Origin of the sequence: Streptomyces sp. NPDC007205 (assembly GCF_040634095.1) — a bacterium.
Taxonomy (GTDB): Bacteria; Actinomycetota; Actinomycetes; order Streptomycetales; family Streptomycetaceae; genus Streptomyces.
Window position 1 is genome coordinate 1 of record NZ_JBEYEW010000065.1, and the last position, 15,485, is coordinate 15,485.

A 15,485-nucleotide genomic window follows, 5' to 3' on the forward strand; every position below is an offset into this window, starting at 1 on the left:
GGAGGAGATACGCCCGAAGGGCGCCCCCGCGGGGGCGCCCTTCGGGCGTATCTCCTCCAAAGACCAGGCTGGTGTCCCCGTTCAGGTGGGCGCTGGCGGCGGCGGTGATGCCCCCGGCAGCCATCTTCCTCAGCCTGCCTACCGGTTTTGCGGCGGAGCGCTGTCTTGAGAGCGATCGGCGGCGAGGACGACGTCGGTTGCCTGCCAGGCCAGGCGGTAGGCGAGGGCAACGATCTGCAGCACGTCCGCCGCGGCGGGCACCCCGTTCGAGGGAAACTGGGACAGGACGTAGTGGCGGTGGACGGCATCGGCCACCGCGACGGCGCCGGCGGGGAGGTGCCCGTCTTCTTCGGCACGGCGGAATGTGGCGACGATGTCTGAAGACCAGTGCCCGGGGATGGCGTCGTACAGGGCGTGCGACACCTGGCCTCCCGTCAGGCGCAGGACCTCCCAGCTCGAATCGAGAGCCTTCTTCGGGTCGGTGACGGCCGCCGCGCAGGCGTCCGTGAAACTGAGCCCGGTGACCAGGCGGGGGATCTCGGTACGCACCGAGGTTAGCCAGTCCGGGATCTGCTGTGCTTGGTGAGGTCCGCCCTTCGCCGTGGCCCACAGCTCGCGTGCCTCCTCCTCGTCGCCGCCGAGCGCGGCGACGAGCGCTTGCACGACCGGCCACGTGGGGAGCCGCTGCCCGGCGAACGCATCGCTGATCGTGCTCTTGCCGTACCCGGTCCGCTGGGCCATCTCCCGCCGCGACGGTGCCCCGGCGCGAGCGTGGAGCAGGGTGAGATGGCGGGAGAGATCGTCAACTGCGGTCAACCGGGCCTCCGATGGTGATGCTGCCTGCCAGCGTAGGGCTCTGGTGACGCGCGCTGTTCGCCCTGAACAGCCACCTGATGGGTCCGGCGTTCAGTGCTGGTGTCCGAGGCTGTCCGGGAGCTGTCCGGGACAGATCCGGTCTGCCGCCGAAGCTCTGTCCGGACGTCGCCCGGACAGGGTTTTGTGGGGGAGCCGGGCACGGCGAATCATCGGATCCCGCCCGCATTTTGCGTGCCCGTCAGAAATATTTCGTCGCAGATCTAAGGAATTTCGTTGCCGCAACGCATACAGCCCAGCGTCACCCTTACAACCAGCATCGACCCGAGGGTCCTGCGGCAAGATAAACAAGGAAGAGCATGCGCTCCAGCACTACGGGGGGAGTCGGCACCCCGGCACCGACCAGCACCGAAGGCGGCGGCGACGAGCTGCCGGAGGACGTCCAGCGCGACGTGGACCTCGTCGCCGACCTCGTCGCGGCGGGCTTCACCGGCCCGCTGTGGCAGCAGACCGCAGACGAGCTGTACGCCTACGCGTTCAAGCCCCTGCTGTCCGCGATGCGCCGCACCCACAAGCTCACGGAGCTGTGCGCGAAGTCGGCGACGCCGCTGGTGCTGACCGACGAGGACCGAGGCACGCTGTACCGCAGCGCCCCTGACCGCGACTACCTCGCCGTCCTCACGATCGACGTGGCGATGGAGACCTTCCCCCAGGTCCTCAAGAACGGGGGGTACGCGCCCGGACGTCATCGCGGTAAGGACGGTCGGCCGGCACGGCTCACCTCGTTCTTCTACGGCCGCTGCGGGCTGGTCTTCCCCCGGGTGCTGCAGACCTGGCGCGTCGAACAGACCGACCGCTTCCTGCGCCACGCGGTCCGCATGTCCGATGGAGCCCTTCTCCACGCCCTTGGCCAGGACGGGCCCGAGCCGGTTCCGGAGGCGGTCGCCGACCTGTGCGACACCCTCACGGAGATGATCAACGGGCTTAGGCCGCGGCACCGGGCCGTGTGGCTGCTCACCGCGGACGGCCTGTCGCAGGGAGAGATAGCCGACGTCCTGGGCATCAAGGTCGGCGACGTGGAGAACGCCCGCTACTCCTTCCGCGACAAGGTCCGCAAGGTCCGGCGCAAGGGCGAGCTGGTCATACCGTCCGAGATCCGGGCCGAGTGGGAGCGCACCACCAAGAAGAAGGCGGTGGCCCGATGACCCTCGCACCTCCGCAGCCGGGCCGGGCCGGCGGACCGCTCCGGGCTGTCGCCGGGCTGTTCGGCGCAGGCGCCGTAGTGTCCGCCCTGGGCCTGGCCGGAGCGCCCTGGTGGGCGGTGACCCTCGCGGCGTTCCTGGCGCTGGTGATGACCGCCGTCCTCGGGCTGGCCCAGATCCTCATGCCGCAGGAGTCTGAGCACAAGCGGGACCTGTGGCTGGAGGTCCTGCGCCGCCACAAGCCCCGACCGTCCGGGCCACGGTCCAGACGGCGGCTCCCTACGGCGAGGTCGCGACGACGAGCGGGCCCGAGAACTCGGTGACATGGATCGTGTCGGCCGGGCGGACACGTGCCCGGGGACTCGGGGGCCGGCGAAGGCTTCGGCAGCGGGGCACGAAACCACTTCTGTTTTGGCCCGGTGGGGGTGGCGGTAGCGGGCCACAGGCCCGCCAGACCATCCCGGAGGGCCTGGCGGCCCTCCGGGATGGTCTGGCGGGCGCCTTCGGCGCGTTCACCGGCCTGGTGGCTGGTCCTGCGTAGCAAGCTGCGCGCACCGGACCAGCCATCTCCGCCCCGGACGATTTCTTCCCCTACCGCACCTGCGAGTCACGATGCCGACGGGCAACGCGGATGCTCGCATCCAACGCTGCCATCAGATCCGGCGGCGGTCCTGCGGCGGTCCTGCGGCGCGGCGGGCGCCTCCAGCTCCTGGCCCGCACCGAGCGCGGTCACGAGCTGGTTCAAAGGCTCCGCGTAGTCGTCGTGGACGGAACCAGCGTCGATGCCCTGCATCTGGCCCACCGCCGTCCGCCGTCACCGAGCAGCGCGTGACGGAAACGGTGGCCGCGGCCGCCGCAGTACCGCCCGGGCGCCCGGGTGCGGCAAACTGGGGACATGAGCAGGTACACGAAGGCCAGGCCGTGCGCGCTGCCTGGCGCGCTCACCGAGCTGCGCGGGCCGACGAGCGGCATTGTGTCCCTTCCCACCCGCCTGCACTGGGGCCCGGACAACCGGTACGACCTTGCCGACGCCGATGACACCTTGGTGATGTACGAGAGAGTCATCCGGGAGGCCCCCAGCGCGCTCGACCTCGCGGAGCACCTGGACGCCGACACCCTGCGCAGGCGGTGGGCGGACCTGATCATCCCGCGCGAGATCCGCGCAGGATGGGAAGCCCGCTTCCCCGAGCTTCGGCACCGCCAGAGCGGCGCCGCCGCATAGTGGACGAGCTGCACGACCGGCTCATCCGGGTGGGTCTCGACGCCCTCGCCGACCACGGCTTTGCGCTCGCCGGCGGGTACGCGATCAAGGCACACCACATCCTTGACCGGCTCTCTGATGACGTGGACCTGTTCACCAGCCTGGACCGGCGGGCCGAGATGCCCGCCGCCGAGGCCCGCATTGCCCAGGCCTACGAGGAGGCCGGGTACGCCGTCGAGCACGTCGACAGCTCCGACACGTACGTCAGGCTGTACGTCACTGACCCCGCCGCAGGCCGGACGAGCAAGGTCGAACTGGTCGCGGAAACCCTTGACCATCAGCCCGTCCCGTCCGAGTTCGGGCCGGTCCTGCACCGTGACGACGTGGCTGCAGGCAAAATCGAAGCGCTGTTCAGCCGGGCGGAACTGCGCGACTTCATCGACGTCGACGCCCTGATCAAGGCTGGATATACCCGCGACCAGCTTTTGAGGTTCGCCGAACACCGCGACGCCGGGTTCGACCGGCGCGTTTTCGCCGACATGCTCGGCAGCGTCACCCGCTTCCGAAGCGACCGCTTCGCCGCCTACGGCATCACACCCGAGGCCGCCGACGCTATCAAGGAACGGTTCGCCGAGTGGCGCCAGGAGCTCAGCCGCCCGGCAGAGTGAGCCTAATGCTGACCGCGACGGTAGCGGCGTCAGCCGCGGGGAAGGAGTGCGTACGGCCGTAGGGGGGCGCCGAAGACCTGCAGGACGAGGGTGCGGTGTGCGGAGTGCAGGGTGCGCACGGCGGCCCGGGTCAGTCCCGGCTTGGGCGGTTCCACGCCGCCTCGGGCGCGGCCGGGCTTGGTCGGGATCCACAGGTAGCCGGGGTCGGTGCCTTCCAGCTGCTTGGTGATGCCGGCGCGGACGTCGAGCCAGCGGCGCAGGATTTCCACGGTGTGCTTGTCGAGCGGGTGGGCGACGTCTTCGACTTGGAGGACGGGGACGGGCCGGCGCTCCAGGTCCACGGCGGTGACGTCGAGTTTCTGCAGCTCGGGCACGGAGCGGCCGGTGGCCGCGACGAGGGCGGCCACTGCGGCGGTGCGGATCGTGGTGGCGGCGTTGGCCCCGGTGGGCCGCTTCGCGGCGAGGGTGCGCAGCAGGTTCCAGGCCTGGTCGGGCTCCAGGCGGTCGCCGTGTCCGGATGGCGGGTACGGTCGGCGCAGGCTGGAGAGGCCGAGGGAGTCGGTGAAGGCGTTGTAGGTCTGGATGCGGGCGCGCTGGGAGTCGTGCGCGGCGACGGCGTCAGGGCCGAGGAGGGTGTTGCGGCGGCGGGTCTCGCCGGCTTCCGCGGCGTCCAGCCAGGAGTCCGCGTGCTCGGGCTGGACGAGTTCTTCGGCGGTGAGCGAGGGGGTCTTCTCTTCGTCGAGCGCGTGCTCCAGGAATTCGGTGAGCAGGGTGCCGCGCAGTCGTACGGTCTCGAAGGCGTACCCGGCCTGCCGCTGCGCCTCCATGAAGGCGCTGATGGAGGTGAGGGCGTCGGTGCTGCGCGAGATCGCCTTGGACATGCCCGACAGCGTACGCAGTCCAGTCGAATGGTTGTAGATAACAGCAAGAAGCGTCGAGGCACTCTCCCCCTGCCAGCTGCGGGTCTCGTTTTGGTCCGTGTCGGACCAAGACGGTCCGTGCAGGCCCGGTACGGTCCTTGTGCGACCCCTGAGCGGCCCGGAGGCGAGAATGCGTCCCGGTGGAGGCCTTTCACGCTTCTTGCTGTTATCTGAGATGTCTGACTTAGCGGCGCCCCTGGGGATCCGTTTCAGCGGGCCGTCTCCCCGGGGGCGCGTCACTCCTACAGACGGGGGACCCACCGCCCGCGTTACCCCGCGATGCCGGGGTCCCGTTCGCCCTGCAGCTTGCCACGGGCCTGCTGGAACTGCTCCACGGTGACGGTGCCGGAGTCCGGCAGGCCCGCATCCGCCCACGCGGCCTGTGCGCGGGGGACGGCTCCGCCGGCGTCGTCGAGCAGGATCTTCTTCGCCAGGTTCACGGCGATGGCGCCGTCACCGAGGTCCATAAGGTGGGCCAGCATCCGCACGCTCTTGGTGGCGGAGGCCTTGTCGTTGTGCCGGAACACCAGCACCCACCGTCCCGTCAAGGCGCGGGCACGCTCGATGAGAGTGCGGCCGCGATCGGTCTCCTGCTGCTCGGTGCGGATGTGCTCGGTGTCTCCGGCAGGGTTGCGCAGGGTGAGCAAGCCGCGGCGGCTGGACTCCTCGATCTCGACCTTCTCCAGGAAGGCGACGAACCGCGAGGCGCTCTCCACACGGGCGATATCCTGCGCGGCCTGCTGAGCAATCAGGTGCAGGTCGACAGTCAGGGCGTGCACACGGCGGCCCCAGTCCGGTTCTTCACCGGGCGGGCAGGGCCCGGCGGCCTGAGCGGCGGCGATGACGAGGCTGTAGTCCACACCCACCATCATGTCGTGCACGCCGACAGGCGCGGCCTGGGAGAGCAAGGGCATACGTCCGGCCCTGATGTGCCGACTGGCCCCCGCGGTTCAGGCGGCCTGACTGAAGCACCCCCGCGGTCAGGTTCCCCAAGGCCGAAAACGGCCCGAAAGTGGTTGAACCCCGTATAGAGTCCCTCTGCACTTGCTCCGCATCCAAAAGGGGGGTCCCTTTGCGTGCTCGTCTTGCCGCCTCAGTCATGGCCATCGCCGTAGCCGGCGTCTTCTTCAGCGCACCCGCCGCGTCCGCGGCAACGCTGCCGTCCACCAACACCGCCCACCACTGCATCCACCACACCACCGGGGTGTGCGGCTGGACGCACCGCCAAAAGCCCAAGGACAAGTACGAGACCGCAAAGTGTGGGGACGCTTCCCTGTCCTACTCGCGGCACTCCCAGGGCACCTGCTCCCACCACCACGGCGTGCGCTACTGGTTCAAGTAGACCGTCGCATCGCACACAGCAGGCCGCCTCCTGAGCATCCACAAGGAGGCGGCCTGCGCGGTACGTGAGCCGGCGTCGGGAGCCGGCCTACCTGCCGAAGGGTCAGTGACGCTCTTCACCACGGTGGTCGCGGTCGCCGCCGCGGTGGTCGCGGTCGCGGCCCCAGGCGACGGCGTCGACGAAGCGGCCGTGGTCGTTGCGCAGGGTCGCGGTGTCACCGCGGTCGTCCCACACCTCACGCCGACGGTCCTGGTACACGTCGGTACGGGTGTCGCGGCCGAAGCCGGTGTGCACCCGGACCGTGGTCCGGCCGTCCAGCCACAGGTGGCGGAAGGTGTAGGTGCGGCCGTCGTCGTCGGACAGGGTCCAGCCGTCCAGATTCACCGCATGGCGGGTGGCATTGGTGACGTCCACCCACTCTTTGTTCAGCGCCCGGTTGGAGCGGTCGTCCCGGCCCGGGACGTCGTAGCGCACTTCGCTGATGTAGACCGCCGTGTGGCGCGGGTAGGCGGCCTGGTGGCCGGTGGCTGCCGAAGCCGGCAGCGCCACGGCGCCCACAGCCGCGGCAGCCACAGCGGCAACGGCTGTCAGACGGCGGACGGAAGAAGAAACGGACACTGGGTCCTCCTTCGAGGTGCCCACGCCCAGCCAGCCGGATATGGAGAACTCTTGACTGGCCGGGTGCGTTGTGCTGGTGCGCAGCCGGTCGGCCGCACATCCACACCTTGCGGCCGACGCCTTCACCTTGTGAGGGAAACGCGAAGGCCGTCACGTATTCAACATATTCCTGTGACGTTCGCGTGTAACATCCATGTAAGCGGCGAATGCACCAGGTTGACGCTGTATCAGGGTATTAGGCCGTGCAAACACGGGCCGTAGAGGACTCTCCTCCGGCTTCCGCCATCCCTGCGCGACGAAGACGTTCACCCGAAAGTGAGTAACAACCGCTGACCTCGAATCGGCCTGGCTGTGCACTGGTCACCGGTGATGGTGCCGATCGATCCTTCACAAGGCGAGTGCTGCTGCGGCGGCCTGCTCGCGCTCCGGCCGAAGACGGACGAGGCCGGTGTACGCGGCGTTCCTCCGGCGGAGGCCCGGTTGATCTCCGTTGCAGTGACACGGGCACGTGAGGTGCTGGATACGACCGGGATCTGCTCGACGTCCCCAGCCGGGTTGCGCAGAGTGAGCAGGCCGCGCCGACTGGATTCCTCAATTTCGACGTTCTCCAGGAAGGCGACGAACCGCGAGGCGTTCTCCAGACGGGCGATGTCCTGTGCGGCCTGCTGGGCGATCAGGTGCAGGTCTACGGTCAGGGCATGCACTCGGCGGCCCCAGGCCAGTTCTTCGCCGTGCGAGCAGGGCCCGGCGGCCTGGGCGGCAGCGATCACGAGGCTGTAGTCCACGCCCCCATCATGGCGGCCGCCACTGACAGCCCCGTCAAAAAGTTCCGCCGATCTTCCTGTCCCCCACCACGCGAGCACAGCTCCATAGGCGCGCGGCAAAGCGGCGCCAGGCGACCGCCCAGGGCCAGTAGTAGTAGAAGGCGGTGACCGGGCTCCCGGGAAATCCCCACCCACACGCCGCAAGATCACCTGGCTTCCCCCGTCCCCTCCCAGGGAGGGGACGGGGTGTGAGGCGGAGTTCCGCGACTCCTGATGCGTTGTCAGTGGCGGCTGTCATCATGGCTGGTTGCAGCGATGGGGCTACGAGGGGGAGGGCAGCCATGCCTTGGGTACGGCCGTACGTGCGCTCTGACGGGACGCCGGTTCGCGGGCATTCGCGGTGGGCTCCGGGCGCGAGACGGGAAATGACGATCTTCGCTCTGTTCGCGTTAGCCGTGGTCGGGTTCGGCAACGGTCACGCGTCGGCGGACGGGGCGGGTGGCAAGACGGTGCCGGGCCCGCGGTCGACGGTCCGCTACCCGATCCGGTTCGACACGACCCCGACGTGGAAGCGGGGGCCTCAGCCGACGCCCACGGTGTCGTACCCGATTAGGTTCACGTCGCAGCAGGGGACCCTGTGACGCGGCGGCCGCCGGCACGGCGGCGCATGAGGCGGCCCGGTCGTCGGCGGAAGGACTCCGATCTGATCGGTTTCCTCCTGGCGGCGGCCGTGGTGCTCGCGGTGGTGGTAACGGTGGTCCACTGGCTGCTGGCCCACTGGTGGGTGATCGTCCTGATCCTGGTCGTCGCCGGGCTCGCAGGCGGCGGCTGGCTGTACAGCCTTCGGCAGCGGGCCCGGTGGGAGGCGGTACGGGCGCAGGGGCTGCGCTACGGGCTGCCGCAGCTGGACGCACTCCACCACTCCCGGTTCGAGGAAGCGATACGGGACCTGATGCGGCGGGACGGGTGCCGGGACGCACAGATGGTCGGCGGCGGCGGGGACCTGGGCGCGGATGTGAAGGCGACCGATCCGTACGGGCGGCGCTGGGTGATCCAGTGCAAGCACCGCCGCAACGGGGCCCGGGGCTCGGCAGTGGGCACCCCCGACCTGCAGGTGCTCAACGGCACGGCCCGGCAGGTGCACGGTGCGGACGTCGCGGTCATCGTGACGAACGGGCGAGTGACTGCGCCGGCGGTCACGTTCGCCAAGCAGCAACGGCTGCACGTGGTCGACCGGCAGACCCTGGGCGTGTGGGCGGCCGGCTCGCGCCCGCTGTGGGAGCTGCTGCGGGCCGTTCCACCCCCGCGTCGCTCAACGCCACTGAGCTGAGAAGGGCCTGATTAAGGGGAACCCGGCAATTTGCCGGGTTCCCCTTAATCAGGGTGTCGGTAAGAACCGTGTCACCAACCGCAAACGGCGGCTGACCGACCCCGTGAGCTGCGGATCAGGTGGAGGTGTGGGGGCGCTGGAAGTGCCCGCGTCCTCCTCGAAGACGACCGGGTCCTCGATTCCGGCCTCTGCAGATCGGCCGGGCGGCTGACCTGTACGTCCCGGACCTGGGCTGACCGGGCTGTTTGGTGCGAATCGGGTTCGGGGGGACACTGCCGCCCAGCATGCTCCATGGCTGACACAACCCCTGGAGACCTGATGAGCGAACAGACCCCGCAGACCAGCCGCGTTCCCGTCGTGCCCGGCTTCATCGAGGAACGCACCGAGGGAGTGGCCGGGCCGCTGGCCATGCTGCTCCGTGTGTGGTGCCGGTGGTGCTGCATCTGGCACACGCACGGGTACACCGGCACTCCGGTCGGCAACACCACGGACCGGGCCGCGCACTGCAAAGCCCCCGACAGCCCCTACAAAGCAACCGGTTACGACATCCTCATCTCCGGCACGCCGTTCAAGGCTGTCGCAAAGACGATGAGGAAGGCGACCCCGGCGCAGGAGCGGGCGATCCGGGAAGGGCGGATCACCGATGCGGTGCAGCTGCTCCGTGACCAGGAGCCGCCCACCGCATAATGGCCTGCCCCGCCAGCACTGGTGCCCGGCCGCCGCGTCCCTTCGCCGGCCGGGCCTCACCCATCCCTAGTGCCGCCACCCCGGTACCCAGGCAACGTCCCGCTAAGCCGCTGTTCCTGGCCCGGCCTCCCTCGGGTCCCCCATCGGCCGGGTCAGCGCATCATCCTGGCCCGGCCGGCGTTCCGGCTCCGTCTCGTCCAGCTCCCAGTAGCCCCGGCAGTCGTCGCACCGGTACTCCGGGATTCCCGCGTCGACGGTCAGTACGGCCCCGTGCGGGCACCTGCTGCCGTCCCCGCGGCCCGCGCACTCCTGTACCCACATATCCCCCACGCGTTCGACCGTGCGACGTACAGGCCGTGTGCGGGCAGAGGGCGTGGCAGGCGCACAGGCGCTCACCACCAGCAACGCGCCACAACGCCCGCCAGCAGCCCCACAAGCCAGCCGAGAGAACGTATTCGCAGTTCCGGGTGATGCTGTGAACGTCCCTCTCAGCAGGGACTCTCCCTGAAGCGCCGCCTTGTTCCGGCCCGCCGGGCAGGGAGCGGAAGCGCTGGGTGGCCTCAGGGACGTCACGGCCCTGGGGCCTTCTCTCACCCTCACACGCCACCCGCCCAGGCCGTCTGGCGCGTCACCGGCCAGCAGGCCTGGGCGGCCACAAAAGAACCGTCCGACAAGGTGGTCTCGACCCTGGACTGGGTAAGTGCGGTTGCTTCGCTCGCCCGGGCCGAAGGACCTGCGCAGCAGTTGAACAGTGCGGATCACACGGCCGACCTCGCGGAAGGCGGTGTACGTGACGCTCTTACGCGTCGAGCCCTTTCGCCACAGAGGACGCCAAAGACGGGAAGTGACCAAGTACCGGCCCATCAACGCCGAGACAGGCACGAACGCCTCCACTGCTCAGCTCGGTCAGGCAGGACTTCGTCGGGTGCGGCAGGCAGGTGCTGGACGGAGCTATCACTGTCACTTCCGGAGTAACGCCTGCGACAACACCCCTTGCCCCTTCGTCACCTCAGCCGAGACCAGCCCGCCACGACGGCGGGACAGTCGACCGACCACGCACGCGTATGCACCTGTGCCCCAGACGTAGCCCAGCCAAGTTTCCTGTTGCTGCTGCTTGCCTGGCCTCCGGCGGCCCGCAGATGGCTGATTGGCGTGCCCGACACGCCCGAGGACCGCCGCTTGCGGCGGCCCGCAGGGCCAACCCTCACGGCGCCGCACGTGTGGTCCTTCCTTCGTGCAATAAGAACGCGCAGCCCCCGCACAGCCCTGACCTGCGGAAACGTACGATCTGATCCGATGCTGGGATCGGGTTACCCGATCCGGGGATCGGCATTGCCGACTCAGGGATCGGGTTGATCCGACTCTGGGAGCGGATCAACCCGACTCCAGAATCGGGTTGATCCGACTCTGGAGTCGGATCGGTTAGCTACATGCACATGTGCCCGAAGCTCATCGATCCGATTCCACAGCAGGATCGCTTAGCAATGTGGTAATGCTCTTCCTGGTAAGTGAGCCGCTCCCTGAGTCGGATCGCTTACCCACCACCGCATCGACCGAGAGAGTTGGCCGTCACATGGCAGAGCAAGCGCGGAGAATCCTCGCGCTGGTCGACCAGGACACAGGTGAGGTAGAGGAGGTACAGCGCGCCAACTATGCGTTCGACGGCGCCCACATCAACGTGGGTATCCGCAAGGGCCGCGAGCTGGCCTCCGCAGCTTCGGGCCTGACCGACCGGGAGTTCCGCGTACTCGTCTGGTACTGGTTCGCCACGGAGACCAGCGAAGAAGCCATCATGCGAACGGGGGCAGATATCGCGGCAGAGCTCGGCATGAGCCCAGATGCTCTGTCAAGAGTGGTGAAAGTGCTCAAGAAGGCCCGCCTGCTGGTGGAGGCGGGCGGGCTAGGGCGGACCACCTTCTACAGGTGCACGCCATACCTTGCCTTCATCGGCACCGGTTTCGCACACCGGGAAGCGGTGAAGGACTGGAACCCACCGGAGACCAAGGTGCGAGAGCCCCGTGACCGGCGGCGCCGGACGAAGGACGAGGCCTGATGAGGATTCACGATGCGGAAGACGTTCAGTACCTGCTCAAGAAGACTGGGCGCGTACTCAACCCCAACCAGCGGATCGTCGTGATGCTGTACGCCTCCTCGGAGCAACGGCCGGACGGCACAGTGATGATCAAGGCGAGCGAGCTGGCCGCCACAGCCGGGATGACGCCACCGGTGTTGTCCCGTACCCGGAAAGAACTGGTCACGGCCGGCTGGATGGAAGAAACCGGCAGCGTCGGAAGCGTGAAACTCTACCGACTCGCCCCAGCGATGTTCGAGGACCGAGGCCCCGCCGGACGGCACCTGCGCGCCGTCGGAAGCTAGAGTTCCGTATGGCGAAGTGACCCGACTCCCGAGTCGGGTCACTTCGCCATACGGGGGCCCTGACCAGACTTGACACGGCCGGTCACGCCAGCCCGATCTCCTCGGCCCGGGCCGCTCACGGGTTTACCGCGGTAAACCCGTGAGCCTCTACGTCTGAATTGCCTGAGTCGCCACAAGCGACCCGGCAGGCGTCTGCAATGATGCTCCATGCCCGCAGTACCGGAACATCGGGAAGCATACGGAGCATCAGATGCAAGCTGCTGTCTACGTCGTATCCATCGACCCTCAGGCCTCGACAGTCTGGTGGGCGAACAGGATCACCGACCTACCCTTCGACTTCTCCCAGGAGCACGAGACTCCGGAGAACCTCGCCGTCCTCAAAGACACCGGCGCAAGGGTCGTCGTCATCGCCAACCAGAAAGGCGGCGTCGGCAAGACCACCGTCACCCTCAACATCGGCGCCGTCGTCGCCGACGTCCTCAAGGGCTCAGGCCAGCTTCAGTACGTCTTCATCGACACCCCCGGCAGCCTCCAGGACGAAAACCTTCTCCTCGAAGCCCTGAAGTACGCCCACGAAGTCATCGTCCCGCTGCCGCCCGAACCACTCGCCTTCGACCCGACCGCCCGCACCATCGCCAAGGTCATCGAACCCACCGGGCTGCCCTACCGGGTCCTCGTCAACAACTGGGACCCCCGCGACGGTAAGGCCGACCTCGAGGAGACCCGGGACTACATCAAGGCGCAGGGCTGGCCCAGCTTGGAGACGGTGATAAGGCGTTACAAGGTCCACACCCGGGCCTCCGTGGAAGGCAAGGTCGTCACCCAGTACGAGGAGAACCGGCCCTCCTACAAGGCACGTGAGGACTTCTACCGCCTCGCCATCGAACTCGGGTACGGGGGAGGCCGGTGATGGCAGGCCGCCGTACCAGCCTGGCCTCACTCGCCGGTGCCAAGGTCGAAGACGTCCCCGGCCGCAGCGACGCCGTCCTGATGTCGTTGCCCCTGGACAAACTGCACTGCACCCGGTTCAACCCGCGCCGCAACTTCGGCACCGACGAGGAGCTGCGCGAGTTCGGGGAGAAGCTGAAGAAGGAACAGCTCCAGCCGGCGGTCGTGGTCTCTCGCGCCGCCTACCTGAAGCTGTGGTCGAACGAGGCCGACCGCGTGGGCCTCGCTTCGTACGTCATCGCCAACGGGGAGCGGCGCTACCGCGCTTCACGTCTGGTCGGCCGGCCGACCCTTGAGGTCGTCCACCGTGAGGACGTCGCCAAGGACCGTGCCACCTTCCTCGACGCTGTGCAGTCGGAGAACAACGACCGGCAGGACCTCGATCCCATCGAACGGGCCATCGCGATCGAGACGATGGTCACCGAACTCGGCGGCGCCGACCAGGTCGCCACCTACTACGGCAAGACCAAGGGATGGGTCAGCCAGCAACGCAAGCTGCTCAAACTCGCCCCCGAACTGCAGGACCTCGTCAGCGCAGGCGAGATGCCCGTCCGAGTCGCCCGTGACATCGCCGGTCTGCCGCCCGAGGCGCAGCCTGCAGCCTGGAGCGAGCACCTTGAACGGCGGCGCCTGGAGAAGGAAGCCGCAGCTCGGCTTCGGGCCCAGGCAGCCAACCCGCCCGAGCCGCTCAACTCCGCCCGAATGCCGGCCACGCCCCCGGCTTCAGAGACCACCCGGTTTACCGCGGTAAACCACGACCCGGCTCAGGCTCCCACCGGCACGCTCACGGAGCCGACCACGGACGCCCGGTTTACCGCGGTAAACCAGCAGCCCGAAGAGCCGCAGACCCTTACCGCGGGATACACGCCTGCCGGCCCGCCCACCCGGGAAACCCCCACCCAGAGGCTGGGAACGCTGCCGGACGGCATCCCCGAGCCACGGGACGCCTCACCAGAAGACGAACCCACGGACGGCCCGGGGCTGAAGCTGTTCCCGTACCACGATGGCCTGAAGGCTGCTCATCTGCTCCTCCACAAGATGCCGCCGGAGGAACGGGCCAAGGTCTACGACATGCTGGGCAAGGACCAGCAGACGCAGGCGGCACGCGTCGACTGAGCCAGAACGGGACGGCCCCGCTTCCCCACTCGTGTGGGGAAGCGGGGCCGCCTCCTGCTCAGAGACCCTCCCATACTTACGCCCTGAACTGACCGCCATGCTCCTGGTACTGGCCGCTATCCGGCGACCCCTCCCATGTGTCGCCCGATAGCGGATCGAGATCTGCCGGCGGATGCGGCGCAGTGGTGCCGGGCATTCCCCCGGCACCGCGCGGAGGGCGCTTGCGCCCGGCCGCAGCTCAGCCGGATGATCCAGCCACTCCGTCGGGCCGCCAGGCGGACATGTTCGTGTAATGCTGGACCAGCGTTGCCCGGGTCCACGCGCCGTTGGCGTAGCGCATGGTGTGGAAGAGCGTGCCGCGGTCATCGCCGGAGGCGAAAACGAGCTGGAGGTTTCCTGCCACGTTGACGGCGGTGACCTCATTCAGCACGGTGCCGATGAAGCCCGCGCGGTTGAAGTCCACCCGTGCGTTGATGTCATCCCAGGTGCTCCAGTGCCCGTTCGGGCTGCGGATGGTGTGGTACTGCGCGACCTGGCCGTTGGTCAGCACGACCATCTGCAGGCTGCTGCCGAACCCGGCCATAGCCACCCGAATCGGCATGCCCCAGTGGCGGGGAGTGCCGGTCCAGGACAGCACGTTGCTCCACGGCGTCCACCTGCCGTTCGCGCCGAGCGCGGTGTGCAGAACGGTGCGGTGGATCTGGTCCACCGCGGCCACCTGCAGCCCTCCACCGACCGAGGCGGCCGACAGGCTCTCGAACCAGTCGTTGCGGTAGACGCCGCCTGGCGCCACCTGGTCGGGAGCGGTCCAGGTGCCGTTGGACTGCTCCATGGTGTGCATCAGGCGGCCGTTGGTGTCGATGTACACCAGGTGCACGTGGGTTCCCACGACGGCTGCCGCGAGGTAGTTCCGCGTCGGCTTGGAGGTCACCCGCACCGGCGCCAGGCCGGGCATCGAGGTGGGCGCGGCCCAGCTGCCGTCCGATTTCTGGGTGGTCTCCTCCAAGGTGACGTCCGAGCCGGTGGGCTGCTCGATGAACAGACGCAGCCGGCCGTTCTGCACCACGTCGGTGAAGTCGTAGAAGTACCCGCTCTTGAACAGCCGCTTGGTCGGGGCCCACTTGCCGTTGGCGTATCGGGCTGTCTGCAGGACCTCCCAGTTGGCGCCCTGCACGAGCAGATCGAGCCCGCCGTTGCCGGCCATGGCCGCCGGGCGGGCCGGGGCGGCGGCCGCCGTCTGTGAAGCAGCAGGTGCTGCCAGGGGAGTGAGGCTGATCGCGGCGGCGAGGCACAGCTGCGCTATCCGCCGAAGGTATGGCTTCAAGAAACCCTCTGATGTGTAGGAGACAGACGGGGATCCTAGGGGAAGCCGTGAAGATCCGAACAGCGGTGCGCCCGACGGATCTGTCTTGTCTCGGTTGATGCTTGACGTTGTGGCTTCACCTGATGCTTGACACCGCTTGCCTCGGCTTGGCTGTGCGCGTCTGATCCGCGTGCAGG

20 protein-coding genes are annotated in these 15,485 nt (G+C 68.4%); 12 read left to right on the forward strand and 8 right to left on the reverse strand.

The window, feature by feature from the left end; translation table 11 throughout:
* Window positions 1-138 precede the first annotated feature (138 nt).
* Window positions 139-816 carry a helix-turn-helix transcriptional regulator gene (locus tag ABZ624_RS39605; RefSeq protein ID WP_360099886.1) on the reverse strand — a complete coding sequence of 226 codons (678 nt, stop codon included), beginning with the start codon at window positions 814-816 and terminating at the stop codon, window positions 139-141.
* 356 nt (window positions 817-1,172) lie between these two features.
* On the opposite strand from ABZ624_RS39605, the gene ABZ624_RS39610 reads away from it, so the two are divergent.
* The 4 genes from ABZ624_RS39610 to ABZ624_RS39625 all read left to right on the forward strand — a co-directional run bounded on the left by ABZ624_RS39610 (window position 1,173) and on the right by ABZ624_RS39625 (window position 3,884).
* Window positions 1,173-2,018, forward strand: coding sequence for a sigma factor-like helix-turn-helix DNA-binding protein (locus ABZ624_RS39610; protein ID WP_360099888.1), 846 nt, complete (start codon window positions 1,173-1,175; stop codon window positions 2,016-2,018).
* On the forward strand, window positions 2,015-2,338 hold the full coding sequence (locus ABZ624_RS39615) for a hypothetical protein (RefSeq protein WP_360099890.1): 324 nt from the start codon (window positions 2,015-2,017) through the stop codon (window positions 2,336-2,338). The genes ABZ624_RS39610 and ABZ624_RS39615 overlap by 4 nt, the downstream gene beginning before the upstream one ends.
* A gap of 572 nt (window positions 2,339-2,910) precedes the next feature.
* On the forward strand, window positions 2,911-3,237 hold the full coding sequence (locus tag ABZ624_RS39620; protein WP_360099892.1) for a hypothetical protein: 327 nt from the start codon (window positions 2,911-2,913) through the stop codon (window positions 3,235-3,237).
* Window positions 3,183-3,884: a nucleotidyl transferase AbiEii/AbiGii toxin family protein gene (locus tag ABZ624_RS39625; RefSeq protein ID WP_360099894.1), complete on the forward strand. Its 702-nt coding sequence runs from the start codon at window positions 3,183-3,185 to the stop codon at window positions 3,882-3,884. Before ABZ624_RS39620 ends, ABZ624_RS39625 begins: the two co-directional genes overlap by 55 nt.
* Before the next feature lie 29 nt (window positions 3,885-3,913).
* Here ABZ624_RS39625 and ABZ624_RS39630 read toward each other — a convergent pair whose 3' ends face one another.
* The gene (locus ABZ624_RS39630) at window positions 3,914-4,765 is read right to left on the reverse strand and encodes a hypothetical protein (protein ID WP_360099896.1); all 852 of its coding nucleotides are present in this window, start codon (window positions 4,763-4,765) and stop codon (window positions 3,914-3,916) included.
* 308 nt (window positions 4,766-5,073) lie between these two features.
* Window positions 5,074-5,718, reverse strand: coding sequence for a hypothetical protein (locus ABZ624_RS39635; RefSeq protein ID WP_360099898.1), 645 nt, complete (start codon window positions 5,716-5,718; stop codon window positions 5,074-5,076).
* Window positions 5,719-5,903: 185 nt separating this feature from the next.
* On the opposite strand from ABZ624_RS39635, the gene ABZ624_RS39640 reads away from it, so the two are divergent.
* The gene (locus ABZ624_RS39640; protein ID WP_360099900.1) at window positions 5,904-6,146 is read left to right on the forward strand and encodes a hypothetical protein; all 243 of its coding nucleotides are present in this window, start codon (window positions 5,904-5,906) and stop codon (window positions 6,144-6,146) included.
* Between the two features lie 102 nt (window positions 6,147-6,248).
* Here ABZ624_RS39640 and ABZ624_RS39645 read toward each other — a convergent pair whose 3' ends face one another.
* The 3 genes from ABZ624_RS39645 to ABZ624_RS39655 form a co-directional block, all read right to left on the reverse strand.
* Entirely contained in the window at window positions 6,249-6,764 is a 516-nt protein-coding gene (locus tag ABZ624_RS39645; RefSeq protein WP_360099902.1) for a lamin tail domain-containing protein, read from the reverse strand.
* Window positions 6,765-7,069: 305 nt separating this feature from the next.
* The gene (locus ABZ624_RS39650) at window positions 7,070-7,549 is read right to left on the reverse strand and encodes a hypothetical protein (RefSeq protein WP_360099904.1); all 480 of its coding nucleotides are present in this window, start codon (window positions 7,547-7,549) and stop codon (window positions 7,070-7,072) included.
* Complete coding sequence (locus tag ABZ624_RS39655) at window positions 7,531-7,635, reverse strand: twin-arginine translocation signal domain-containing protein (protein ID WP_360099906.1); 105 nt, start codon at window positions 7,633-7,635, stop codon at window positions 7,531-7,533. Before ABZ624_RS39655 ends, ABZ624_RS39650 begins: the two co-directional genes overlap by 19 nt.
* Window positions 7,636-7,953: 318 nt before the next feature.
* On the opposite strand from ABZ624_RS39655, the gene ABZ624_RS39660 reads away from it, so the two are divergent.
* The 3 genes from ABZ624_RS39660 to ABZ624_RS39670 all read left to right on the forward strand — a co-directional run bounded on the left by ABZ624_RS39660 (window position 7,954) and on the right by ABZ624_RS39670 (window position 9,545).
* Window positions 7,954-8,169, forward strand: a complete 216-nt coding sequence (locus ABZ624_RS39660) for a hypothetical protein (RefSeq protein WP_360099908.1) — start codon at window positions 7,954-7,956, stop codon at window positions 8,167-8,169.
* 26 nt (window positions 8,170-8,195) lie between these two features.
* On the forward strand, window positions 8,196-8,858 hold the full coding sequence (locus tag ABZ624_RS39665; RefSeq protein ID WP_360099910.1) for a restriction endonuclease: 663 nt from the start codon (window positions 8,196-8,198) through the stop codon (window positions 8,856-8,858).
* Between the two features lie 318 nt (window positions 8,859-9,176).
* Window positions 9,177-9,545: a hypothetical protein gene (locus ABZ624_RS39670; protein ID WP_360099912.1), complete on the forward strand. Its 369-nt coding sequence runs from the start codon at window positions 9,177-9,179 to the stop codon at window positions 9,543-9,545.
* Between the two features lie 102 nt (window positions 9,546-9,647).
* On the opposite strand, the gene ABZ624_RS39675 is transcribed toward ABZ624_RS39670, so the two are convergent.
* Entirely contained in the window at window positions 9,648-9,866 is a 219-nt protein-coding gene (locus ABZ624_RS39675) for a hypothetical protein (RefSeq protein ID WP_360099923.1), read from the reverse strand.
* A 1,252-nt stretch (window positions 9,867-11,118) separates the two neighbouring features.
* On the opposite strand from ABZ624_RS39675, the gene ABZ624_RS39680 reads away from it, so the two are divergent.
* From ABZ624_RS39680 to ABZ624_RS39695, 4 genes are all read left to right on the forward strand, one after another.
* Entirely contained in the window at window positions 11,119-11,598 is a 480-nt protein-coding gene (locus ABZ624_RS39680) for a helix-turn-helix domain-containing protein (protein ID WP_360099914.1), read from the forward strand.
* Complete coding sequence (locus ABZ624_RS39685; RefSeq protein WP_360099916.1) at window positions 11,598-11,921, forward strand: replication initiation protein, RepL2; 324 nt, start codon at window positions 11,598-11,600, stop codon at window positions 11,919-11,921. The genes ABZ624_RS39680 and ABZ624_RS39685 overlap by 1 nt, the downstream gene beginning before the upstream one ends.
* Before the next feature lie 250 nt (window positions 11,922-12,171).
* Window positions 12,172-12,831, forward strand: a complete 660-nt coding sequence (locus ABZ624_RS39690) for a ParA family protein (protein ID WP_360099917.1) — start codon at window positions 12,172-12,174, stop codon at window positions 12,829-12,831.
* The gene (locus tag ABZ624_RS39695) at window positions 12,831-13,985 is read left to right on the forward strand and encodes a ParB/RepB/Spo0J family partition protein (protein ID WP_360099919.1); all 1,155 of its coding nucleotides are present in this window, start codon (window positions 12,831-12,833) and stop codon (window positions 13,983-13,985) included. Before ABZ624_RS39690 ends, ABZ624_RS39695 begins: the two co-directional genes overlap by 1 nt.
* Before the next feature lie 238 nt (window positions 13,986-14,223).
* On the opposite strand, the gene ABZ624_RS39700 is transcribed toward ABZ624_RS39695, so the two are convergent.
* Window positions 14,224-15,309: a hypothetical protein gene (locus ABZ624_RS39700; protein ID WP_360099921.1), complete on the reverse strand. Its 1,086-nt coding sequence runs from the start codon at window positions 15,307-15,309 to the stop codon at window positions 14,224-14,226.
* Window positions 15,310-15,485: the final 176 nt, after the last annotated feature.